The following is a 22,317-nucleotide window of genomic DNA, read 5'->3' on the forward strand; positions in this document are numbered from 1 at the left end:
ATCAGGCCGACTGGTACGCAGCATCCGATTCAGTCCGCCTGGACCTAGCCAGCAAATGTCGAGCACCGCACTTTACACACTGGAAAAGCGCTGCGAATGCCAGCCAGGGATCCAGGAGATAGTCCCAAAGATTAGTAGATTCCAGTACGCCGAAACGCCATGCCAGCAAGGCCAGTGCCACAAGAATCGGCACCAGCCGCAGACCTTGGGCCCAGCAAAACAGTGACAGTACCAGCAGCCCGACCCACATGCCGGGTGCACCCCATCCGGCCCGATAGACATCCCAATCACTCCAGCCCAGCGCCAGCGGATATAGAAGCAACGCGGCTACTCCGACCACAGCGTTCACGGCCATGCGCTCCCGCAGATCAACTGCGCCAAGCCCCAACAAACGCTGGCGCAAATTCATACAAGCCAGCGCCACCAGCGTGATACTGAGGTCCGAACTGATGCCTCTTATGTAAGCCACCAGGGGCAACTGAACGGATCCAAAGGGGCACCAAAAAATCACAAAAAAGATCGCCGCAACCCATTTGGCCGATCGAGTACTGCGGGTGACGCCAGCGACGCCCGAGCCCCGTCGCATGCAGTCCAGCAACCGCAAGACGCCGGTGCACAGCACTAGAGCGATGCCCATCAGAGCCGCCAGATCAGTTAGGGGCGGCAACATGTGCGGGGACTGCTTGGGCAGCTGAAACAGGTTGCAGGGGGTCAAAGCGCACATGCTTGATGCGCGTGCGGTGCCAGGTGTACACAAGATGGATGTAGCCATCTCTACTTTGCAACAAATAAGGGTATGAGAACTCCTGCGCGCAGCTGGCAGCACCGCACAGCTGGCGTTTGGCGCTGGCTACATAGGCCCGAGTCTGCTCTTCGCTCGCCCCGCGCGCCTTGAGTTCATTACCCAACAAACGCTCGTAGTTATCTGTCAACAATCGGGTTTCAGGCGTGGTGGATGACTCCACAATCCACGGGCGCGCGCCATCGAAGCTGCCGCCGATGCTGGTCTGCAAGAGCGCGAGAACTTCGCGGTTTCTGGTTGCAGGGTTTAGGGCCAGCCACTGCGCACCTGTCGCTGTCACAACCCCGGCGAGCGCTGAATCCGGGTTAGGCCAGGTGCTTGGCCGCGTGGAAGACCAGGTGCTGCCGGCGTCGTCAGTCGTGGACCGCATCATGGCAATGGCGTTGCCCGAACGCATATAGGCCTGCGCTTGTAGCGGCCCGGCTACCAGTACCACCGGTTGCAGGCTGTTTCGGCTGCCGGCGATACGCACTTTGTCAAGCACCTGCCCGCTGCCATTGATTCGCAGTATTTCACCAAATTTGCTTACAAACTCGTGGTAAACCGGCAGCGCGACTCCGCCATCTTGCAAGGCAATTGGCGCCCCTTTGACCAGTGTGCTGATATTAAGAAAGGGCGAGGTCACGAGGCGCCGGGGCGCGCTCCAAGTGGACCCTTCATCACTGGAACGGGCCCATGTAATGGAACTGCCGGCCCACCCTCCCAGGGAAACATTGACCAGCCAAAGCCACAGCGATCCATCGGGGGCGCGCGTTATCACCGGATTACCCATTTTTTTAACATAGCGCCAGAGGCCCTTCTGAAGCTGTCGCCTGTCCACGACTGTGCTTTCAGCGCCCCAGTGCAAGCTGGTTGCGTCCATGATGGCACTTTGAATGGTGACGTCTCTCGCACCTTCGCGCGACCCTGAGAACCAGACCGCCCGCAAGCTGCCATCGCGCAATTCAACAATGGAAGGGGCATGCACGGCCTGGCCCGGGGCAGAGGAGACAAATTGCGCGTCAAATCGGAAACGGCCATCGGGTGAGACCTGCTGCTGAGGCAAACTCGTTAGCGGAGCTGTTTTGGTAGAGAGTCCCGCCACGTTTTCTGCCATTTCGGGCTGCTGCGGCACCGTGGCAAAGTTCGCTGCGGGTGGGCGGTCGAGAATTTTCCATCCGGCAAGGGCAAAGGCCAGCGCCAGCAATAGCGCAGCAAAGCGGTCGAAGCGCGCAGTAAAGACCGAGGGTCTAAAGTTCACGCGGCCACCTGTCTGGCTGAAGTAGGCAGAGGAATGCGGGAACTCATCTCAATAATTGAGCAGCACCGCACCCCACGTGAAGCCTCCACCCACGCCCTCCAGCAAGAGGGTGTCGCCTTTCTTGACCTTACCGTCACGCACGGCTACATCCATCGCCAAAGGAATGGACGCAGCGGAGGTGTTGCCATGCTGGTCCACCGTAACAATCACCTTTTCAAGCGGCATCTTCAGCTTCCTGGCCGTGCTCTGCATGATTCGGATATTGGCCTGGTGCGGAATCATCCAGTCGATGTCAGCTTCGCTCAGATTCGCTTTAGCCAGCGTGGCGCGGGCGGTACTTTCGAGCAGGCCCACAGCAAGCTTGAACACAGCCTGTCCGTCCATTTTGAGCAAGGGGTCGCCCACAACTTGGCCACCCGAGACATGGCCTGGCACGCATAAGATGCCCACATACTTGCCGTCGGCATGCAGATCACTGGCAAGAATGCCAGGTGTGTCCGAGGCTTGCAGCACCACCGCACCCGCTCCGTCGCCAAACAGCACGCAGGTGGTCCTGTCTGAAAAATCCAGAATGCGCGAAAAAACCTCGGCCCCTATCACCAAGGCTTTTGTAGCGGAACCCGTTTTAATCAAGGCATCAGCCACAGTCAGCGCATAGATAAATCCGCTGCAAACGGCCTGGACATCGAAAGCCGGGCAACCGGCTATCCCCAGTTTGTTTTGCACAATACACGCCACCGATGGAAACACCATGTCCGGGGTTGATGTGGCAACGATGATGAGATCAATGTCGGACGCCAGTAAGCCAGCAGCTTCCAAGGCCTGCTTGGCGGCCGCAACGGCTAGGTCGCTGCTGGAAACATCAGGCGCCGCAAAGTGGCGGGCCCGAATTCCGGTGCGCTCGACAATCCATTCATCGGAGGTTTCAACGCCCTTGGTCGCAAGTTCAGCTGCTAGTTCGGCATTTGTCAGTCGACGCGGAGGCAAATAACTTCCGGTACCGGTGATGCGTGAATAACGGGTCATGGGATTAATGATTAGTGTGCCTGGATTGCAACAGGTAAGGCTCCGGGCCTTGATGACTCATCAAGCAACACATCGCTTGACGGTCCGACCGGCACCGCCAACAAAGGCGCAGCATGGTCAATGCGCTCGCGTACCTTCTCAAGCAGATTATTTCGCGCAGCATCATAAGCCCGATTCAGCGCCCTCTCAAACGCGAAGGCGTCAGCAGAGCCATGGCTCTTGAACACCAGTCCGCGCAAACCCAGCAAAGCAGCACCGTTATAACGACGATGATCAAAACGATTCTTAAATGCAGCTAAGACCGGATAGGCGACAATCGCGGAAATTTTCGTCAAAATATTGCGAGAAAACTCTGCTTTAATGAAGTCACCAATCATATGCGCCAAGCCTTCGCTGGTTTTGAGCGCGACATTTCCGACAAAACCGTCACACACCACGAGATCGGTTGTGCCCTTGAAAATGTCATCACCCTCGACATTCCCGAAGAAATTGATATCACCGGAATTAGACGCTGATCGCAACAATCTACCAGCTCTTTTGATTATTTCGCTGCCTTTGATAGCCTCTTCTCCGATATTGAGAAGACCGACTGTGGGCGACGGCTTGTCGGCAATAGCGGCCACCAGCGCAGATCCCATGACTGCAAATTGCAGCAGGTGCTCTTCGGTGCAATCTACATTTGCACCCAGATCAAGCACTGTGGTGGCACCACCCGCCGCATTGGGCAACTGGGAGGCAATGGCTGGCCGGTCTATACCGTCCATCGTTTTAAGGACGTAACGGGCAATCGCCATCAGCGCACCAGTGTTACCGCCTGAAACTGCAGCTTGAGCCAAACCGCCCTTGACCTGATTCATCGTCACCCGCATCGACGAATCTTTTTTACGCCGCAAGGCAATTTCCAGCGGATCGTCCATGGTGACGACCTCACTGGCTGCAACGATTTGACAACGGGCGTGAGATCGTAGTCGGGCATGCAGCGGATGCAGCGCCAGAACTTCAGGCTGCCCCACCAGAAGCACCGAAGCGCCGGGGTGCCCTTCCAGAAACGCAAGAGTTGCCGGAATAGTGACAGCGGGACCGACGTCGCCGCCCATGGCATCTACGGCGATGCTGATCATGAGAAGATCGGATCGATCACGAATTGGCGCCTAAATAAAAGAATGGCCCGCAAGATGAGTGCGGGCCAATGTTCAAAGCTTGGGATTACGCTTCAATTTTGGTTTTCAGCACTTTGCGACCACGGTAAAAACCGGTAGGGCTGATGTGGTGCCGCAAATGGATTTCGCCGGTGGTGGGTTCCACGGCGATGCCTGGCACGGTCAGAGCGTTGTGCGAGCGATGCATACCGCGCTTGGAAGGTGACTTTTTGTTCTGTTGGACGGCCATGATCCGCTCCTAAGGGGGTAAAGGGGTTGCTAATTACGCACCAAGAATTTTCAATTCAGGTAGATTGACCGTATGGGCCCGTATCACTGCATTGGTACGCGAAGCCTTTGATTATAGCTCGATACAGAGCACATCCTCCAATGCCCCCACTCGGGTGTTCAGCAAGGCCTGCCGCCAGCGTATTTCCCATCGAAAAAACCAAGACTAAATCACTATTTTTTTCTTCTTGAGTTCGGCCAGAACAGCGAAAGGATTGGGCTTCTCCGCGGTTTCGCTGGCGATGTCAACCTCGCCGGCACTAAGCGTCGGGGTCACTGGGCACTGCTCATGCATGGGCACTAGCGGGAGCGCCATCAGCAATTCGTCTTCCAGTAAGGCGAGCAAATCAAAGTGAGGCTCCATGACCAGCAAGTCTTCCTCGGACTGGTCGTCTTCGGCCATGGCGATGTCTTCGGTGGCCACAAACCGGTACCACTGGTCTACTTCCACCGGCGCAATCACCGCCCCCATGCAGCGCTGGCAGGTCAACGGAAGGTCCGCCTTGGCCTGCAAATGCAGCCACACCCCGGGCTCCGCACCGGGTTGCGGCCGCAACTCACCTTTCGCTGTCCAATGCACAGCTGAATCGGGCTGCAGCCCTTGCATTTCCTTGGCAAGGCGCTCCATATTTTGTAGCAAAGTGGTTTCGGCGAGCGGCACGCCATCTTGCACGAAGGCCTGCATGTTGAGGCGATTGGCTTGAAGATTTGAGGACATGAGTGCAGTGTAAGAGAATCGGAGCATGAACTCTGCCTCCTCCCTTGTCGCCACTCTGCCGGCGGTCCCGGACATCACGACTTGCAGCCTTCGGGCCACCCGTCTGCTGATACTGGGCTCCACATCGCGTTATCGCCGCGAATTGCTGCAGCGCCTGCACATCCCGTTTGAGGTGATGTCGCCCGGGGTCGAAGAAGCCCCGCTTTCGGGCGAGAGTCCGCGCGCACTCGCCGAGCGCCTGGCCTTGGTCAAGGCGCGTGCGGTGGCCACAGCGTTCCCCCATGCCGTCGTCATAGGCGCGGATCAGGTCGCCGACCTGAACGGCCTGCCCCTGGGAAAACCGGGCACCCATGAACGAGCGGTCGCGCAATTGCGCCTGATGCGAGGACAAACAGTCATTTTCCAGACAGCAGTCGCGGTGGTGTGCCTGGAAAGCGGTTTTGAGCAGAGCGAGGTGGCTGCGGTCGCTGTCCGTTTTCGCGACCTGAGCGACGATGAGATTGAGAACTACCTGCGCGCCGAGCAACCCTATGACTGCGCAGGCAGCGCCAAAAGCGAAGGCCTGGGTATTGCACTGCTGGAGTCTATAGACAGCGACGACCCCACCGCGCTGGTCGGGTTGCCGCTGATTCGCACCTGCAAAATGATCCGGGCCGCCGGCGTTGCCCTGCTGGCTGGCGGGCAGGTCGATCGATGACAGCCATGACAAGTACCGCCAAACCTGCGCGCGGGAAGCTCTACCTGGTGCCCGCGCCACTCGATTTCGGCTGCAACGAACAAGCGCCACTGCAAGACGTGATGCCTTGGGCCACGCTGCAGATCGCGGCCCGCCTGCCCTGCTGGATCTGCGAAAATGCCAAGAGCACACGCGCCTATCTGAAGCGCATCAGCGAGCTGGAGCCCCTGAGCCATGCCCTACAGGCGCTACAAATTCAGGAGCTGCCACGAGAGGTTCACAAGAAAGGCGACCACAGCGGCAACTTCGATGCGCGGCCCCTTCTGCTGGCCGCGCTGGATGGCCGCGACATGGGCCTGGTCAGCGAAGCCGGCATGCCCGCCATAGCAGACCCGGGCTCGTCGGTGGTGCGCGCAGCCCACGATCTCGGGCTGCAGGTGCTGCCGCTAACGGGGCCCATGTCGTTGATGCTGGCGTTGGCCGCAAGTGGCCTGAACGGCCAGAATTTCGCGTTTGTCGGCTACCTGCCTCAAGATCCTCCCGGCCGTGCCCAGCGCATTCGCGAGCTGGAATCGTTAGCGCTGAAAACCGGCCAGACCCAGCTCTTTATTGAAACGCCTTATCGCAACGCCGCGCTGCTGCAATCGCTGCTGCAATCGCTGCAGCACAACACCCGGCTGGCTTTGAGCTGTGGCCTGACGATGTCCAGCGGCTGGTCGCACAGCGCGCAGGTCAGCAGCTGGAAGCGCGACAAGCAACACGCCCCGCTGGACTTGCCCACGGTGTTTTGCATAGGCCGCTAACAGGCATGAAAAAGCCCGCCAAATACCCGGTATTTGGCGGGCTTTTGCCAGCTGATTGACGCTGCCGGTGAGCCCATGCGGCCAGACACTCAGCGAATCGAGGGGATCGCCTTGAACGCCTTCATGGCGCCTTCGCCCATGGACGCGCCAAACTTTTTGGCCAGACGCTCCGCCACGTTTTCGCGGCGTGTGTAATCGATGATTTCCTCGGCTTTGATCACTTCGCGCGCTACGTAATCCAGATTACCCAACTGGTCGGCCAGACCCAGCTCAACGGCCTGCTGGCCGCTCCAGAACAGGCCGCTGAACATCTCGGGCGTCTCTTTCAGGCGCTTGCCGCGTCCGGCTTTCACCACGCCGATGAACTGCTGATGAATCTGGTCCAGCATCGACTGCGCGAACGCGCGCTGCTTGTCGCTTTGCGGGCTGAACGGATCCAGAAAGCCTTTATTTTCACCCGCTGTCATCAGCCGGCGCTCTACACCCAGCTTTTCCATCAGGCCGATAAAACCAAAGCCGTCCATCAGCACGCCGATGCTGCCGACCACGCTGGCCTTGTCGACATAGATTTTGTCGGCCGAGACGGCGATGTAATAAGCGGCCGAGGCGCAGGTTTCTTCCACCACGGCGTACACCGGTTTCTTGTGTTTGGCCTTCAGGCGCAGGATTTCATCATTCATCATGCCGGCCTGCACCGGGCTGCCACCCGGCGAGTTGATCAGTAGCACAACGGCCTTGGAGCCCTCGTCTTCAAACGCAGCGCGCAGCGCGGCATTGACAAACTCGGCGCTGGCATCAGCACCTGCAGCAATCTCACCCTTAATCTCCACCACTGCGGTGTGCGGCCCGGACGCCGCATTCACCGGCGTGCCACGGTGCAATGCAAGCCACACCAGCGCGACGAAGAAAGCCAGCCAGGACAGGCGCACAAAGGTTCTCCAGCGGCGCGTGGCCTTCTGCTCATTGAGCGAGGCAAATGCCAGCTTCTCCAGCGTCGCCCGCTCCCAGCCAGGAACGCTGACGGGATCTGTTTTTGCTGATTTTTTTGCTATCAATTCAGGAGCGCCTTGCGCCCCACTGGCAAGCGCTTCCGCCTGCTTTCCCTGAGGAAGCGGATCCGTGGACGGATCAAAAGTGGGATCGGTATTGCCGGGGCGGTTGGAGTCGTTCATGGTCACTAGTTTAGAGAATAATTAAAAGAGTACCGGCTTGAGGTTGTAGGCGCAATGCCAATAGATAACCCCGTCATTTTCCGACAAGGTGATTTTCACCAATCCGCCCTGGCATGGCCCGCCCGCGCATTGACCGGTATCGGGCCGGTAAGCGGCGCCATGACTGGCGCACAGCAGCCACTCGCCGCTGTCGTCGAAAACCTGGTTGGGCTGCCAATCGAGCTCCATCGCCACATGGGTGCAGCGGTTCAGGTAGGCATGGGGCAGGCCCTGGTAACGGACGGCGAAGGCCCGGCAGGTTTGACCGGCGTAATTGATGTCAAACGGCACCGCCTGCCCGCCTTCCAGCAAATCGCGGCTGTTGCAAAGGGGCAGCAACGCGTTCACGACGGCGTGCAATGGTTGGGAAATTGCAGGCTAGCCATTGAGGAGGAACCAGTCGTGCAGCCCCTGCACCGAATGCGCTATGTGGCGCGGGCGCAGCGCTACGAACGCCTCGGGCTCGTGCGCGCCGTAACTTACGCCCACGCTGGGGCAAGCGGCATTGAGCGCCATCTGCAGGTCGTGCGTGGTGTCGCCCACCATCAATACCCGTTCAGCCGGGATGGCGAACTGCGCCATCAACTCGTGCAGCATGCGCGGATCAGGCTTTCCGGCCGTCTCATCGGCGGTGCGGGAGCTGTCAAAAACGTCCTTGAGTTCCACGCTCTGCAGCGCCTCGTCCAGCCCCAGTCGGGATTTACCGGTCGCCACCGCCAGCAGATGGCCGCGCGCCTTCAGCCCGGCGAGCAGGGGCAACACGCCTTTAAAAAGGCTTAGGTCGTTGGCGTGGGTGGCGTAATGGTGGCGGTAACGCGCGTTCAGTGCTGGGTATTTTTCGGGCGGCACATCGGGCGCTGCGTGGGCCAAGGCCTGCATCAGACCGAGCCCGATCACGTAGCCCGCCGCCGCATCGGTGGGCGCCGTACCACCCACGTCGCGCACCGCCGCTTGAATGCAGCGCACGATGATTTGGGTAGAGTCAAACAAGGTGCCGTCCCAGTCGAAGGCAATCAGGTCAAAGTTTCGAATATACATGACTCGATTGTCGCTGGCCGCCAAGCGCAATGCCCGGCCGATCAACGCAAACCATCAGGAATTGTCGGGCTCTGTGGCGGGCGCGCGGGACGGCTCGGGAGGTCGGGCGGGCAGAAACTGCTGCAGTTCATCGGGCAAGCCGGCTTGCAGATGAATCGCTTTTCTAGTTTTGGGATGATTGAACTTCAGGCTCCAGGCATGCAAAAACATGCGTTTGAGCGATGCTGCGCCCGCACTGGATCGTTGCAGCGCCTTGTTCAGCTCAAAATCGCCATATTTGTCGTCTCCAGCAATCGGATGCCCTTCGCCCGCCAGGTGCACCCGAATCTGATGGGTGCGCCCGGTCTTGATGGTGACTTCGAGCAGGGTGAACGGCGTGGCTGGCGCTGCGGAATTGGCGGCAATGACAGACTTGACCTTGAGCAGCGTGACCGAGCGCATGCCGTCGGGATGCTCATTGGCCACCACCTTGACGCGCCGCTCGCCGTCGGGCTGCAGGTATTTGTGCAGCGCCTTGTCGATCACGCGCAGATTGGCGGGCCAGATGCCGCTGACCAGCGCCAGATAAATCTTGTCGGTTTCGCGTTCTCGGAATTGCTCCTGCAGCACTTTGAGGGCCATGCGCCGCTTGGCAATCAGCAAAATGCCACTGGTTTCGCGGTCTAGCCGGTGCACCAGTTCCAGAAACTCCGCGCCGGGGCGCGCCATGCGCAGTTGCTCGATGACGCCAAAGCTCACGCCGCTGCCACCGTGCACAGCCACGCCGGCCGGTTTGTCGATGGCCAGCAGGAAATCATCTTCAAAAAGAATCGGAAACTCACGCGAAGGCGCATAACCGCCCAGGGTGGAACTGGCGCCGTGGCGTGCCACCTCTTCGGCCATAGCTTGGGCCTTTTGATCGGCCCGCTCCGAGGTGCGAACCGGCGGCAGGCGCACGATGTCACCGGCTTCAACCCGGGTGTCGGCATGCGCCCTGCCCTTGTTGATGCGCACCTCGCCGCTGCGAATGATGCGGTACACATGGGTTTTGGGCACGCCCTTGAGCTGGCGAATCAGAAAATTGTCAAGCCGCTGGCCTGCGTAGTCCTCATCCACAGTGACCAAGGTTGCCTGCGGCGGCGCTTTGCCCGGCTCCTCGCGGATGTCCGGGCGCTCTGGGACGGGGGGACGGGGCGGGACGGCAGGCGTCGCGGTGCGGACAGGCGGCTTGAGTGCCTGCCGCGTTTTGCCTGAAGCTGCCCCTATAATGTGTTTCACTAGCGATATGCTGTAAGTTGTTGATTCGTCTGGAGTTTAGTCCACGCGAGTCGCAAGCCCCTGAAAAGGCCAACCTGCAGCGTCGCTGGAAGGTCGATGCCAAGCCGGCAATTGCCCGCAAGCGACGAGTGCCAGTCACCCCGCGGCGAGCGTATTAAGCGGCAAGCGAGTCGACGTTTTGCGAATACAACTACGGAATACCATGCGTGCAGCCCGAGTCACGAACAAATGGCTGCATGCGGATCCAGCTGAGACAAAAGTCCTTCACAGGTCGCCCTCCGATGACAACACCGGTCAGTCTGATTTATCTATGCCAGCGGCGCCTCTTGGCCCTGCTTTATGGCATAAATCAGCCTGTAGCCCATGTACAGCGGGCGCAAGCAGCTATTATTTTGATAGCAAACACCGGTCGGACCTTCGCTCACTCCATCCACGCGCCTACGCCCAGACCCGGTTAGCCGACTGTTTTTTCAGTCAGGCATTTCGCGGTCAAAAGCTCTCCGGCAATTCCCCACGTTCGCGCAGCGTCCCTCCTGGCATCGTTAGCCCATTTTGGGCATGAGATGAGCTTGACATCGATGAGATGTTTTGCGACATCGGAAACGAAGAACGACAAAGGACTACCCGATGAAACGAATGCTGGTAAATGCCACCCAGGCAGAAGAACGCCGTCTGGCGATTGTTGACGGACAAAAACTCCTCGACTACGAAATTGAAATTGAAGGGCGGGAACAGCGCAAGGGCAACATCTACAAGGCCGTCGTCACCCGCGTCGAGCCCTCGCTGGAAGCCTGTTTTGTTGACTACGGCGAAGACCGCCACGGTTTTCTGCCTTTCAAGGAAATCTCCAAGCAGTACTTTACGCAAGGCGTGCCGGTCAACCAGGCGCGCATCAGCGATGTGATCCGGGAAGGCCAGGAACTGCTGGTTCAGGTTGAAAAAGAAGAACGTGGCAACAAGGGCGCTGCGCTCACCACCTTTGTATCGCTGGCCGGGCGCTACGTGGTCTTGATGCCCAACAACCCGCGCGGCGGCGGCGTGAGCCGCCGTATCGAGGGCGAAGACCGGGCCGACCTCAAGGAAGCGATGGACCAGCTGGAATACCCGGCGGGCGCCAGCATCATCGCGCGCACCGCCGGAATCGGCCGCAGCGCCCCTGAACTTCAGTGGGACCTGAACTACCTGCTCAAACTTTGGACCGCGATTGACGGCGCCGGCAAGGGCGGCAAGGGTGCTTTCCTGATTTATCAGGAATCGAGCCTGGTGATTCGCGCCATCCGCGACTACTTCAACAGCGACATCGGCGACATCCTGTTCGACACCGACGACGTGTACGAGCAAGCGCGCCAGTTCATGGCCCACGTGATGCCCGAGCATGAGCACCGCGTCAAGCGCTACCGCGACGACGCGCCGCTGTTCAGCCGCTTTCAGATCGAGCACCAGATCGAGTCGGCCTACGCCCGCACTGTGCAGCTGCCATCCGGCGGCGCCATCGTCATCGACCATACCGAAGCGCTGGTGTCGGTCGACGTCAACTCGGCGCGCGCCATCAAGGGCGGCGACATCGAGGAAACCGCCACCCGCACGAATCTGGAAGCCGCCGACGAAGTGGCGCGCCAGATGCGTTTGCGCGACCTGGGCGGCCTGATCGTCATCGACTTTATCGACATGGAAGAATCTCGCAACCGCCGCGACGTGGAAAACCGCTTGCGCGATGCGCTGCGGCAAGACCGCGCACGCGTGCAGTTCGGCACTATCAGCAAGTTCGGCCTGATGGAAATGAGCCGCCAGCGTCTGCGCCCGGCGCTCAACGAAGGCGCATCGATTCCCTGCCCGCGTTGCGGTGGTTCCGGCCATATCCGGGACACCGAAAGCTCGGCGCTGCAGATTTTGCGCATCATTCAGGAAGAGTCGCTGAAAGACAGCACGGCCTCGGTGCTGTGCCAGGTGCCGGTCGATGTGGCGTCTTTCCTGCTCAACGAGAAACGCTCCGAGATCGCCAAGATCGAGATGAAGCAGCGCATCAATGTGCTGCTGGTGCCCAACAAGACGCTGGAAACGCCCAACTACCGACTCGAGCGCCTGAAGCACGACGATCCGCGTCTGGACAACATCGAAGCCAGCTACAAGATGGCCGAGGAAATCGAAGACCCGACGCTGGTCACGCGTCGCAACCAGGAAAAGCACAACAAGCAGGAGCCCATCATCAAGGGCGTTTTGCCCGATGCGCCCGCTCCGGTGGCGCAGCCCCGGCCGGCAGCACCTGTCCATGCGGCACCCAAACCGGCAGCGCGTCTGGCGCCGGTCGCGCCTCCGGTACCAGCACCCGCGGAAAACGGTTTCTTTGGCTGGGTCAAAAACTTGTTTGGCGGCGCGGAAATACCAGCTGCAGCGCCTGCCCAGGAAGTCAAGAAAGACGAACGCGCCGCCGACACGCGCCCCGACATTCGCCCTGATGGACGCGGCGAGCGTTCGGACCGTGGCGAGCGCGGTGGCCGAGATGGCCGCCGTGGTGGCCGTGGTCGCAGTGAGGGACGTGGCGAGGCCCGAGGTGAAGGCCGTGGTGAGGGCCGCGCGGACGGTCGCACCGAAGGTCGCCCTGAAGGTCGCAGCGAAAATCGCAACGAGGGCCGGGGTGGCGAGCGCCGCGAACGCAACCCGGAGGGTCGTGCTGAAGGCGGTCGCCAGGAACGCCCTGCCGCTGAACCACGTACCGACAGCCGCGGCGAAGGCCGCACCGACACCCGCAATGAAGAACAGCCGCGCAGCGACAGCCGCGAAGGCCGGGGTGAGCGCGGCGAACGCAGCCCAAGAGGCGAGCGCGGTGGCCGTGGCGAGCGCGCTGAGCGCATCCCGCGCGATGCCGTGGAGCAGGACCTGGCGCTGGCCAATCAGGCGGCCATGGCCGCAGCCATGGGCGGCGAAGCGGCCCAACGCCAGGATCGGCCAGCCCAAGATGCGCCGCAAGACGCAGGCCGTGAGGGCGAACGCCAGCCCGGTGGACGTGAAGGTCGTGGCGAAGGCCGCCGTGAACGCAGTGGCGAGCGTATTGGTGAACGCGGTGCTGAGCGCGGTGGCCGCCGCAACGACAGGCGTGGCGAGCGTCCAGAGGGCAGCGACAACCAGAGCGCAGCGCTGGATGCCCCCGCCAACCTGGACGCCGAAGCCACGCCGCTGCACGCAGCAGCGCTGGACGAGGCCGGCAACGCCTTGGCACCGGCCCAGAATGATCAAGCCGACGAGCAGCGCCAGCCGCGTCGCGGCCGCGATCGCTATGGCCGCGAACGCCGTGAACGCAGCGACCGCAACGAGCAACCTGCCGATGGCAGCAGCGCCCCGGCAGCGCCGGCGTTTTCCGGGTTTTCAGAGCCTAATCAGCCTCTATCCCAGCAAGCACGGGTGCCACTAGCTACTGAATTTGTAGCACCCGTAGCACCACCGGCAGCTGCACCCGCAGTTGTTTACACGGCGCCAGTTGTGGTTGTCGCGCCGCCCCGGGCCCCTGTAGCTGCACCTGTACCAGTACCCGTCGTAGCCGCGGCGCCCGCCGCCGCTACGACAGCTCTACCCAAGGTCCAGTCCTACGATCTGCCGATGCAGGACCTGGCCCAAGTGGCTCAGGGTTCAGGTTTGCAATGGGTCAATTCCGATGCGACCAAGATAGCCGAGGCGCAAGCCGCCATAGCCGCTGCGGTCAAGCCGGTGCATGTGCCGCGCGAGCGTTCCGCACCGGCGGTGTCGGAAGAAGGTCCGCTGGTGCTGGTCGAGACCAAACGCGATTTGGCCGCCATGACGCTGCCGTTTGAGAAGTCAGCGGATTAAACGGCGGACAAAGCGACGCCCTATGCTCATTTGAGCGATTGAAAAAGGCCCGCATCGCGGGCCTTTTTTTTAATCTGCACTCAAAGACCAGGGGGAGCAGCGCGGCAGCGCCCCATACCACCAGGGGGCGTCGGCCAGCCAGGCGAAGGCGATGTCATCTCGGCCAGCCAGTTGTCAGCGCCTGCGGGCACATCGGGAAAATGGGATGAAGCAAAATCGCTCGTCTGCGGTGCCTAGCAGCGCTGCGCCTGGCGTTCGGGCTGCTACGTGAAAGTCGATGCGAAAGCCGCGGCAAACGCCATACCGGTACAGAGCGCAAGAAGAAGCTTGAGCGGTATCGAAATACGGTCAGTCTTGCGCCGCCCGCTTGTACGCCTGCGCGGCAGCCGCCTCATCTTCGCGCTGTTCAGCCAGCACCGCCAAAGCGCGCCAGGCGTTGCGCTGCAGCGTTTTGTCCTGCAAGGCTGGCGCCGCCTGCGACAGCAGCTGGCGCGCCTTGCCCCAAAGCTGGCGGTTAAGGCAGGCCATGCCCGCCAGATACTGCAGGCCGGCATCACGCGGACGGCTGAGTTGGGCCGTTTCGATGCGGGCCAGCCAGGCGGCATCCAGGGAATCGAGTCCGGTTTCGAGGACGCTTATCAGTTTGATGCGCAGGCTGTCGTTGATGCTGGCGTCCAGCAGCAGCATGCGCTCCCACACTTCCAGCAGCCATGAACGCGCCAGCGTGGCGTCGCCGTGCAGCGCCAGCAGCCGCGCTGCCGCATGTACCACCAGCTCGGGCATTGCGCGCTCACTGTCGTCGAGTGACTGCCAGGCCTGTTGCAGTTGCACCGGATCGTGCGCTTCGTTGAGCAACTCCAGCGCCAAACCGCGCACGATGCTTTGAGCAGCGACCGACGAAAAGGCGCGATGTTTGGCCAGCAGGCGCGCGGTCTCCAGCGCCTGCGCGGTCTGCCGCGCCTGCCGGGCGGCGCGCAGCTTCATGCGCAGCGCCAGCGTGCGGCGGGCCGCGCCTTGCGGCAGCTGGGTCAGCCAGTCGAGCGCGGCATCGGCGTCGCGGTCTTCCAGCGCCCAGCGGGCAGCGCGGAAATGCACGCCCTCGCGCAGTTCCAGTGCATTGCGCTGCGCCGAACTCTGCAGGGCCAGTTGCAGGTGCTGGTCGCGCACCGTCCGGTTTTGCAGCGACTGCGCACTTTCAGCGACCAGCAAATGCGCCAGCGAGCGCAATTGCGCGGCGCGGCTCAGGCTGTGTCCGTCGGTATGCACGGGCGAGTCGGCGAGTTGAGCCAGGCTTTTTTCCTGCGCCAGCGCGTTGTGCGCCGACTTGGTCGCGCGAATGTAGCGGCCGGCCAGCAAGTGCGCCAGCGAGTCCATCAGGCCACCGTACATGGCGCGCTCTTTTTGCTGCGCGCGCCAGCGCTGGGCCTGGTCCGGCAAGGCAAACAGTGCGGACATGGCGCGCAGGGCCAGGTACAGCAGCAAGAACAAACCTGCCAACAGCAGCACCATCAGGTTGAACGAAATATCGACCCGGTGCGGCGGCCAAAAAATGGAAACCACCGCCTGGTTGTTGCCGGCAAACAGGGCGACCGCGACGGCCACGCCAAACAGGGCCAAAAGCCAGAGTGCCGCGCGCATGTTGTAGCTTCCCGCCCTGGTACTTTTAACGGCCAGCCGCGGCTGTGGACAGCGCCGACATGGTGTCGTCCAGGCGCGGCAGCTCGCTGGTTTTCAGCTGGCTTTGCACCTGGGCCAGCAACTGGACGGCGGTCTGGGTTTTACGCGAAGCCGGGTCAAAGTATTTGTCCAGCCAGGCGCTGGCGCTGGCCAGATCGGCGTGTGTGTTGTCGGTCTGGCGCGACAGCAATCCCAAGCGCGCGTTGAGCAGCCTGAGCTTGAGGTTTTCACGCAGAAAAAACGCCTGTTCGGGCGCCAGCAGGGCCGCCTCGGGCTGCTCGATGCGGCTGACGCGCAGCAGCTTGCGCGCTTCCTCGCGCAGCCCGTCCAGCGCGCCACGCGACCAGGCACTGAGGCTCAATTTATCAAACCATCCCAAGGAGAGGCCACTGGCCGCCGACGCGCCATTGCGAGAAACGACCACTGCGGCCGGTAGCGTGGGGGTCACGGCACTTGACAGGGCGTTGCCCACCGGCAGTTCATCGGCCAGGCGCGCCAGCTCATCGAGTTTGAGCATGAGCACCGGCACATCGGTGAGGCTGGCCGCCTTGATGCGGTCCATGTCGCGCGCAATCGCGCGCTGCAAGGGGTTAAGTCGGGGCTGGGCGGCACGCGCCAGGCGTTGCTCGGCCGATTTGAGCGCGGCCAGCAGCGGCTCTGCACTGCCGGTGAGTTGCGCCTGCTGTTGCGCCAGCTGCAGCGCTGATTCAACGTCGACCACCAGGTTTTCATCGCGCGAGCGTGACAGGCTTTGCATCAGTTCTTCAAGCTGGCTGCGCTGCAGGCTGACTTCGCTGATGCGGGTTTCCTGCAGCGTCAGCCGAGCCGCCAGTTCCCGCGTGCTGTTCTCGGCCTGGCGCGCCAGCGTGCGCGCCTCAATTGCCTGGGCGCCCGAATCGGTGCTGCGGCGCGCCAGTTCTTCCTGGATGGTGTTGAGCTTTTGCCACAGCAAAAAGCTGCTCAGCAGGGCGACCGCCGCCAGCGCAAGCACCAGCAACGCCCACTTGCGCGACACCAGCCAGGCATAGGGCGGGATGGGCGCATCGAGCGGGATCAGTCCGCGCTCCGACATCGGAGCGCCGACAGGTTCTTCACGGGGTGCAGATGAAAGGGGCAAAGCAGGTTGGCTGTCGCTCATGGATAGAGTGATTCTATCGAGCGCAGCGTGGCGCTGATGTCCTGCAGCGCCGGACGTGACGCCACAACAACACCCCAGCCGGCCGCGCGTACCGCGTCAACAATGCGCGGGTGCGTGGCGACGGCGCGCGCGCCGCTCCAGTCCGTGCCAGCCAGGGAGGGCAAGCTGGCCAGATTTGCCACCGCCTCCGAACTGCTGAAGAGCCAGACCGAACCATCGGCTCCGGCAGCGCGTGCGCGCTCGGCCTGCGCCTGCGTCAGTGCGGGCGCGCGACGCTGGTACACGCCGACGAAATCAACCTGCGCACCGGCGGCCCGCCATTGCTGGGCGATCCAGTCGCGCCCTGCCGAGGGTGCGGCAGCGCCTGCGTCCGACGCAGCACTGGCCCCGCGCACGATCAGCACGCGCCGGCCCCGCCAGTCGCGCCGGCCCACGGTGTCCCACAAGGCTTCCGAATCAAACTGCTGGGCGTCCGCAGCCGGTGCGTCAATCTGACCGGCCGGCACGCCCACGGCACGCAGCGCCGCCACGGTGCCCGGGCCGGGCGCCATGCAGCGCAAGCCAGGACTTTTATCTGCTATTGAATTAATAGCTGCCTGCGCCCATAGCTGCTGGTCTAGCGCCTCTTTTCCCTTGAAGAAATAGGTCACGGCATTGCCGCTGACAAACAGGTAGGCGGCGTAGTCGCTCAGCCTTTGCCAGGCCCGCGCCAACGCCTGCACGTCGGCGGGATCGTCAGCCGGCGCAATCTCGATCAGCGGAAAGGCCTCGGCGCTGAAACCGTTCTGCTGCAACTGCTGCACCCAGCGCTGCGCGTCGCGCGCGGGCCGGGTCACGATCACATGGGCCGAGGCACCGGCGGTCGTCACGCCAGCCCCCGGCATCACAGGGCTGAGTCGTTGCTGGCCCAGACGGCGCCGCCGACGCGCAACTTCGCCGCCACCGCTTCGCCCAAGGCCTCGGCCTCGGCAAAGTTGCGTACCGCGGCGCTGAGTTGCACCTGTACCAGGGGAACCGGTGGCAAGGCGGACAAGTCTTCGGCACTGGCCAGATCGCCCCAGGCCGCGTTGAGCTGCATGGCGTGCTCGCCTGCAGCGGACGGGTCTTGTCCAAAATCGGTGACAAAAGCCGCCAGCGGCATCGAGCAGCTACCGCCCATGGCGCGCGAGACGGTGCGTTCGGCCGTCACGGCCAGCCAGGTTGGTTGATGCGCCAAGGTGGCCAGCGCCTCCAGCAAATCGGCGCGATCGGCGCAGACTTCAATGCCCAAAGCGCCCTGCCCGGCCGCAGGCAACATGTCAGCCGGTGCAAAGGCACTGCGAATGCGTGATTCAAGCCCGAGCCGCTTCAAGCCGGCGGCTGCCAGCACGATGGCCTGGTACTGGCCTTCATCAAGCTTGCGCAGCCGCGTATCAAGGTTGCCGCGCAGCGGCTGTATGTTCAGGTCGGGCCGCATGGCCTTAAGCAGCACCAGCCGGCGCAGGCTTGAGGTGCCCACCACCGCGCCCTGCGGCAAATCGGCCAGGCAGGCGAACTGATTGGACACAAAGGCGTCGCGCGGGTCCTCGCGCTCCAGCACGCAGGCCAGCGCGAAGCCGTCGGGCAGATCCATCGGCACATCCTTGAGCGAATGCACGGCCAGGTCGGCGCGGCCTTCGCTCAGCGCCACTTCGAGTTCCTTGACAAACAGCCCCTTGCCGCCGACTTTGCTGAGCGAGCGATCCTGGATCTGGTCGCCTTGCGTGGTCATGCCCAACAACTCGACCTGCCAGCCCAGACGCGCTTCGAGCAGCGCCTTGACATGCTCGGCCTGCCACAGCGCCAGACGGCTTTCGCGCGTGGCGATGACGACTTTGAGAGCTGTGCCGACTTCTTTAACGGTTTGCAATACTGCTGCCACTGGGTTCCTGCCTGTAATCTTTTTAAACGAAGTGAATGCTAGCATGCGAGGTTTTAAACCCGAGCGACTTTAGGGGAAGAGATAGACATGGTCACTGCAGCAGGCGCCCGCATCACCAAAGACACCAAAGAGCCCATCCTCGCCAGGGCTTCCAATAGATCACGCGACAACGAGCGTCCGCTGGTCGAAGACATCCGCCTGCTGGGCCGCCTGCTCGGCGATGTGATTCGCGAGCAGGATGGCGTTGCCGCCTACGAACTGATCGAGCAGGTGCGCAGGCTATCGGTGGCCTTCAGGCGCGATGCCGACCAGGAGGCGGACAAGGCCCTGAAAAAATTACTTAAGGGCTTGTCGGCCGACCAGACCGTTAGCGTGATTCGCGCCTTCACCTACTTCAGCCACCTGGCCAACCTGGCCGAAGACCGCCACCACATTCGCCGCCGGGCCGTTCACGAGCGCGCCGGCGACACTCAGGAAGGCAGCATAGAAGTGGCACTGGCCCGCTTGCGCTGGGCCGGTATAGCTCCTAAAACAATAGCAAATACGCTGGCCCGCAGCTTTGTCTCGCCGGTGCTGACGGCGCACCCGACGGAAGTACAGCGTAAAAGCATTCTGGACGCCGAACGCGACATTGCGCAACTGCTGACGGCGCGCGATGACATCAAGGCGCTGGCCCAGGCCAGCAACGCCGCCAAAGATGCCTTGAGCCCGCGCGAGTTGGCGGCCAACGAAGCGCAGCTGCGCGCCCGCGTCATGCAGCTGTGGCAAACGCGGCTGCTGCGCTTTTCCAAGCTCACGGTAGTTGACGAAATCGAGAACGCGCTGAGCTACTACGAAGCCACTTTTCTGCGCGAGATTCCCAAGCTCTACGCCAACCTGGAGCGCGAACTCGGCAACCAGCCGGTGCACAGCTTTTTACGCATGGGCCAATGGATAGGCGGCGACCGCGACGGCAACCCCAACGTCAGCGCCGAAACGCTCAACTACGCGCTCGGTCGGCAAGCCGACGTGGCGCTGCGCCACTACCTGACCGAGGTGCACTTTCTGGGCGCGGAGCTGTCGATGTCGGCCATGCTGGTCGACTTCAGCCCCGCCATGCGGCTACTCGCTGAAAGCTCACCTGACACCAGCGAACACCGCAAGGACGAACCCTATCGGCGCGCCCTCACCGGCGTTTATGCCCGGCTCGCCGCCACGCTCAAGGCGCTGACCGGCGGTGAGGCGGCGCGCCATGCCGTGGCGCCGCAAAACGCCTATGCGCTAGCCGAAGATTTTCTGGCCGACCTGCGCACCATCGAGGCCTCGCTGCGCAGCCATCACGGCCAAGCACTGATTGCCCAGCGCCTGCATCCGCTGATTCGCGCCGTCGAGGTGTTTGGCTTCCATCTGGCGACGATTGACCTACGCCAAAGCTCTGACAAGCACCAGGAAGTGGTGGCCGAGTTGCTGGCCGTGGCCCGCATAACGCCGCGCTACGCCAGTCTGGACGAGCCGGCCAGGCGCGCGCTGCTGCTGCAACTGCTCAATGACGCCCGGCCGTTGCGCGTGCTCGGCGCCGTTTACTCGGCGCTGGCCCAAAGCGAGCTGGCGATTTTTGAAGCGGCCCGCACGGCGCTCGCGCGTTTTGGCAAGGAAGCGATTCGCCACTACATCATCAGCCACACCGAGACAGTGAGCGACCTGCTCGAAGTGCTGCTGCTGCAAAAAGAGGTGGACTTGCTGCACGGCATTTTGCAGGACGCGCCCAATTCCGGTTCAGGCAGTGTCGGCAGTGCAGGCAGCGCCGCGACCTGCGACCTGATCGTGGTGCCGCTGTTTGAAACCATTGAAGACCTGCGCAATGCGGCGCCCATCATGCGCGAGTTTTATGCGCTGCCGGGCGTGGCGCAATTGGTGCAGCGCAGCGGCGGCGAGCAGGACATCATGCTGGGCTACAGCGACAGCAACAAGGACGGCGGCATCTTCACCAGCAACTGGGAGCTGTACCGCGCCGAGATCGCGCTGGTCGAACTGTTTGACCAGTTGGCCGCTTCCCACAGGATCACGCTGCGCATGTTTCACGGCCGGGGTGGCACGGTAGGCCGCGGCGGTGGTCCGAGCTACCAGGCCATCCTGGCGCAACCACCCGGCACGGTGCGCGGACAGATTCGCCTGACCGAGCAGGGCGAAGTCATAGGCTCCAAATACGCCAACCCGGAAATTGGCCGGCGCAACCTCGAAACGCTGGTCGCCGCCACGCTGGAGGCGACGCTGCTGCAGCCCACCAAACCTGCGACCAAGGCCTTCCTGCAGGCCGCCGACCAGCTCTCGCAGGCCAGCATGGCCGCTTACCGGGCGCTGGTGTACGAGACCCCCGGCTTCACCGAATACTTCTTCAGCGCCACACCGATCCGCGAGATTGCCGAGCTCAACATCGGCTCGCGCCCGGCCTCACGGTATGTGGCCCCCACGCTTGTCGCTTCGCGCACTGCGCTGCCCCCCGAGGGGGCTGTTCCGCCTCGGGGCGGCCCAGCGGCGAAACCCTTCTCACGCATCGAAGACCTGCGCGCTATTCCCTGGGGTTTCAGCTGGGGCCAATGCCGCTTGACCTTGCCGGGCTGGTACGGCTTTGGCGGCGCCATTGAACAGTTTCTGGTGCAGGGCGGCACCCCCGCCAGCCGCAAGGAGGCGCTCGCCCTGCTGCAAAAGATGTACCGGCAATGGCCCTTCTTTCGTACGCTGCTGAGCAACGTGGACATGGTGCTGGCCAAGAGCGACCTCGCGCTGGCCTCGCGCTATGCCGAACTGGTGGGCGACGCCCGGCTGCGCAAAAAGGTCTTCAGCACCATCGAGGCCGAGTGGCACCGCACGGCCGACGCGCTGGCGCTGATCACCGGTGAAAAGCAACGGCTGGCCGGCAACGCCGCGCTGCAACGCTCGATCCGCCACCGTTTTCCCTACATTGATCCGCTGCACCATTTGCAGGTCGAGCTGGTGCGGCGTTACCGCGCCGGCCAGACTGACCAGCGCGTGCAGACGGGGATACATATTTCGATCAACGGGATTGCAGCAGGCTTGCGCAACACTGGTTAGCGCTGGTTTCCTGGTCAAATTGGCTTCCAGCCCATGAGCTGCAAACCAGTTTGACACCAAAACCCGGCACTTGACGCGCTCCAGTCATCCAAACGAGCGCAGCTGTTTTCCGGCGGGCCGCACCACCTTCGCTGCAACTGTCGGTCCCCTCCTACAAACGCACCGGCGGCGTCCGATAGCGCCAAGCTTTTCGCGCTCCTATCATAAGTGGAAACCCTAATAATGCACTGCGCTTTGCGGTGCTGCAGCAACCACAGGAGCCTACAAACATGTCCACCCCTGCGTCCGGGGCCGCCAGCGGCTTTTCACCTGTCGACAACCCTGTATCCAGTGATTTTTCGGCCTTGGCTTCGCATATGAACGCGTGTCAGCGCTCGCGCGGTCGATGGTTTACCTTGCGTGCCACGCTGGAGTCCCTGCACGCGATGGCGTCGCCGCGCATCGTGACGACCGCCGCAGTCTTCGCCTTTTGCGCGCTTGGCCTTTTGGCTTTGGCCTGAGCCGGACTGA

Annotated in this window: 19 protein-coding genes; 5 read left to right on the forward strand and 14 right to left on the reverse strand. The window is 62.2% G+C overall.

The features are described from left to right. Position 1: 1 nt before the first annotated feature. The 6 genes from HHJ18_RS06390 to HHJ18_RS06415 form a co-directional block, all read right to left on the reverse strand. Positions 2-670, reverse strand: coding sequence for a hypothetical protein (locus HHJ18_RS06390; RefSeq protein ID WP_296912863.1), 669 nt, complete (start codon positions 668-670; stop codon positions 2-4). After that, entirely contained in the window at positions 651-2,042 is a 1,392-nt protein-coding gene (locus tag HHJ18_RS06395; RefSeq protein ID WP_296912866.1) for a sialidase family protein, read from the reverse strand. The genes HHJ18_RS06390 and HHJ18_RS06395 overlap by 20 nt, the downstream gene beginning before the upstream one ends. Before the next feature lie 48 nt (positions 2,043-2,090). Further along, the gene (locus HHJ18_RS06400; RefSeq protein ID WP_296912868.1) at positions 2,091-3,068 is read right to left on the reverse strand and encodes a beta-ketoacyl-ACP synthase III; all 978 of its coding nucleotides are present in this window, start codon (positions 3,066-3,068) and stop codon (positions 2,091-2,093) included. An 11-nt stretch (positions 3,069-3,079) separates the two neighbouring features. Further along, the gene (gene plsX / locus HHJ18_RS06405; protein ID WP_296912871.1) at positions 3,080-4,189 is read right to left on the reverse strand and encodes a phosphate acyltransferase PlsX; all 1,110 of its coding nucleotides are present in this window, start codon (positions 4,187-4,189) and stop codon (positions 3,080-3,082) included. Between the two features lie 85 nt (positions 4,190-4,274). After that, positions 4,275-4,457 carry a 50S ribosomal protein L32 gene (gene rpmF / locus HHJ18_RS06410; protein ID WP_296912874.1) on the reverse strand — a complete coding sequence of 61 codons (183 nt, stop codon included), beginning with the start codon at positions 4,455-4,457 and terminating at the stop codon, positions 4,275-4,277. A gap of 204 nt (positions 4,458-4,661) precedes the next feature. Further along, the gene (locus HHJ18_RS06415) at positions 4,662-5,213 is read right to left on the reverse strand and encodes a DUF177 domain-containing protein (protein WP_296912875.1); all 552 of its coding nucleotides are present in this window, start codon (positions 5,211-5,213) and stop codon (positions 4,662-4,664) included. 25 nt (positions 5,214-5,238) lie between these two features. On the opposite strand from HHJ18_RS06415, the gene HHJ18_RS06420 reads away from it, so the two are divergent. Beyond that, positions 5,239-5,910, forward strand: a complete 672-nt coding sequence (locus tag HHJ18_RS06420; protein WP_296912878.1) for a Maf family nucleotide pyrophosphatase — start codon at positions 5,239-5,241, stop codon at positions 5,908-5,910. A gap of 5 nt (positions 5,911-5,915) precedes the next feature. Further along, positions 5,916-6,692 (forward strand): SAM-dependent methyltransferase, encoded by a 777-nt coding sequence (locus HHJ18_RS06425; protein ID WP_296912881.1) that lies wholly within the window; start codon positions 5,916-5,918, stop codon positions 6,690-6,692. An 89-nt stretch (positions 6,693-6,781) separates the two neighbouring features. Here the strand turns inward: HHJ18_RS06425 and HHJ18_RS06430 are convergent, their stop codons facing one another. From HHJ18_RS06430 to HHJ18_RS06445, 4 genes are read right to left on the reverse strand one after another with little or no spacing between them, the layout of a single operon-like run. Further along, positions 6,782-7,864 carry a S49 family peptidase gene (locus HHJ18_RS06430; protein WP_296912884.1) on the reverse strand — a complete coding sequence of 361 codons (1,083 nt, stop codon included), beginning with the start codon at positions 7,862-7,864 and terminating at the stop codon, positions 6,782-6,784. A 21-nt stretch (positions 7,865-7,885) separates the two neighbouring features. Further along, positions 7,886-8,251 (reverse strand): Rieske 2Fe-2S domain-containing protein, encoded by a 366-nt coding sequence (locus HHJ18_RS06435; protein WP_296912887.1) that lies wholly within the window; start codon positions 8,249-8,251, stop codon positions 7,886-7,888. A 30-nt stretch (positions 8,252-8,281) separates the two neighbouring features. Further along, positions 8,282-8,941, reverse strand: a complete 660-nt coding sequence (locus HHJ18_RS06440; protein ID WP_296912890.1) for an HAD-IA family hydrolase — start codon at positions 8,939-8,941, stop codon at positions 8,282-8,284. 54 nt (positions 8,942-8,995) lie between these two features. Then, entirely contained in the window at positions 8,996-10,084 is a 1,089-nt protein-coding gene (locus HHJ18_RS06445) for an RluA family pseudouridine synthase (protein ID WP_296913496.1), read from the reverse strand. Between the two features lie 741 nt (positions 10,085-10,825). Here HHJ18_RS06445 and HHJ18_RS06450 point away from each other — a divergent pair. Further along, positions 10,826-14,020, forward strand: coding sequence for an Rne/Rng family ribonuclease (locus HHJ18_RS06450; protein ID WP_296912893.1), 3,195 nt, complete (start codon positions 10,826-10,828; stop codon positions 14,018-14,020). 348 nt (positions 14,021-14,368) lie between these two features. On the opposite strand, the gene HHJ18_RS06455 is transcribed toward HHJ18_RS06450, so the two are convergent. The 4 genes from HHJ18_RS06455 to hemC are packed head-to-tail and all read right to left on the reverse strand — an operon-like array spanning position 14,369 to position 18,735. Continuing rightward, positions 14,369-15,658, reverse strand: a complete 1,290-nt coding sequence (locus tag HHJ18_RS06455) for a heme biosynthesis HemY N-terminal domain-containing protein (protein ID WP_296912897.1) — start codon at positions 15,656-15,658, stop codon at positions 14,369-14,371. A 25-nt stretch (positions 15,659-15,683) separates the two neighbouring features. After that, positions 15,684-16,835, reverse strand: a complete 1,152-nt coding sequence (locus tag HHJ18_RS06460; protein WP_296912900.1) for a uroporphyrinogen-III C-methyltransferase — start codon at positions 16,833-16,835, stop codon at positions 15,684-15,686. Beyond that, positions 16,832-17,704, reverse strand: a complete 873-nt coding sequence (locus HHJ18_RS06465) for a uroporphyrinogen-III synthase (protein WP_296912903.1) — start codon at positions 17,702-17,704, stop codon at positions 16,832-16,834. Before HHJ18_RS06465 ends, HHJ18_RS06460 begins: the two co-directional genes overlap by 4 nt. Positions 17,705-17,718: 14 nt before the next feature. Continuing rightward, on the reverse strand, positions 17,719-18,735 hold the full coding sequence (hemC, locus tag HHJ18_RS06470; protein WP_296912906.1) for a hydroxymethylbilane synthase: 1,017 nt from the start codon (positions 18,733-18,735) through the stop codon (positions 17,719-17,721). Between the two features lie 87 nt (positions 18,736-18,822). Between hemC and ppc the strand changes: the two genes are divergently transcribed. Together ppc and HHJ18_RS06480 are read left to right on the forward strand one after the other, a co-directional pair. After that, a complete protein-coding gene (gene ppc, locus HHJ18_RS06475) occupies positions 18,823-21,807 on the forward strand; it encodes a phosphoenolpyruvate carboxylase (RefSeq protein ID WP_296912908.1) in 2,985 nt (994 codons plus the stop codon). A 269-nt stretch (positions 21,808-22,076) separates the two neighbouring features. Then, positions 22,077-22,307 (forward strand): hypothetical protein, encoded by a 231-nt coding sequence (locus HHJ18_RS06480; RefSeq protein WP_296912911.1) that lies wholly within the window; start codon positions 22,077-22,079, stop codon positions 22,305-22,307. Positions 22,308-22,317 lie beyond the last annotated feature (10 nt).

The sequence above is a fragment of the Polaromonas sp. genome (assembly GCF_012927455.1).
Taxonomy (GTDB): Bacteria; Pseudomonadota; Gammaproteobacteria; order Burkholderiales; family Burkholderiaceae_C; genus Polaromonas.

What these genes read in the sequence shown, in the direction of transcription:
- HHJ18_RS06390 (WP_296912863.1), bottom strand. Translation starts at nt 670, where the DNA reads ATGTTGCCGCCCCTAACTGATCTGGCGGCTCTGATGGGCATCGCTCTA.
- HHJ18_RS06400 (WP_296912868.1), bottom strand. Translation starts at nt 3,068, where the DNA reads ATGACCCGTTATTCACGCATCACCGGTACCGGAAGTTATTTGCCTCCG.
- HHJ18_RS06430 (WP_296912884.1), bottom strand. Translation starts at nt 7,864, where the DNA reads ATGAACGACTCCAACCGCCCCGGCAATACCGATCCCACTTTTGATCCG.
- rpmF (WP_296912874.1), bottom strand. Translation starts at nt 4,457, where the DNA reads ATGGCCGTCCAACAGAACAAAAAGTCACCTTCCAAGCGCGGTATGCAT.
- HHJ18_RS06420 (WP_296912878.1), top strand. Translation starts at nt 5,239, where the DNA reads ATGAACTCTGCCTCCTCCCTTGTCGCCACTCTGCCGGCGGTCCCGGAC.
- HHJ18_RS06455 (WP_296912897.1), bottom strand. Translation starts at nt 15,658, where the DNA reads ATGCGCGCGGCACTCTGGCTTTTGGCCCTGTTTGGCGTGGCCGTCGCG.
- HHJ18_RS06425 (WP_296912881.1), top strand. Translation starts at nt 5,916, where the DNA reads ATGACAAGTACCGCCAAACCTGCGCGCGGGAAGCTCTACCTGGTGCCC.
- plsX (WP_296912871.1), bottom strand. Translation starts at nt 4,189, where the DNA reads ATGATCAGCATCGCCGTAGATGCCATGGGCGGCGACGTCGGTCCCGCT.
- HHJ18_RS06450 (WP_296912893.1), top strand. Translation starts at nt 10,826, where the DNA reads ATGAAACGAATGCTGGTAAATGCCACCCAGGCAGAAGAACGCCGTCTG.
- HHJ18_RS06440 (WP_296912890.1), bottom strand. Translation starts at nt 8,941, where the DNA reads ATGTATATTCGAAACTTTGACCTGATTGCCTTCGACTGGGACGGCACC.
- HHJ18_RS06460 (WP_296912900.1), bottom strand. Translation starts at nt 16,835, where the DNA reads ATGAGCGACAGCCAACCTGCTTTGCCCCTTTCATCTGCACCCCGTGAA.
- ppc (WP_296912908.1), top strand. Translation starts at nt 18,823, where the DNA reads ATGGTCACTGCAGCAGGCGCCCGCATCACCAAAGACACCAAAGAGCCC.
- HHJ18_RS06415 (WP_296912875.1), bottom strand. Translation starts at nt 5,213, where the DNA reads ATGTCCTCAAATCTTCAAGCCAATCGCCTCAACATGCAGGCCTTCGTG.
- HHJ18_RS06480 (WP_296912911.1), top strand. Translation starts at nt 22,077, where the DNA reads ATGTCCACCCCTGCGTCCGGGGCCGCCAGCGGCTTTTCACCTGTCGAC.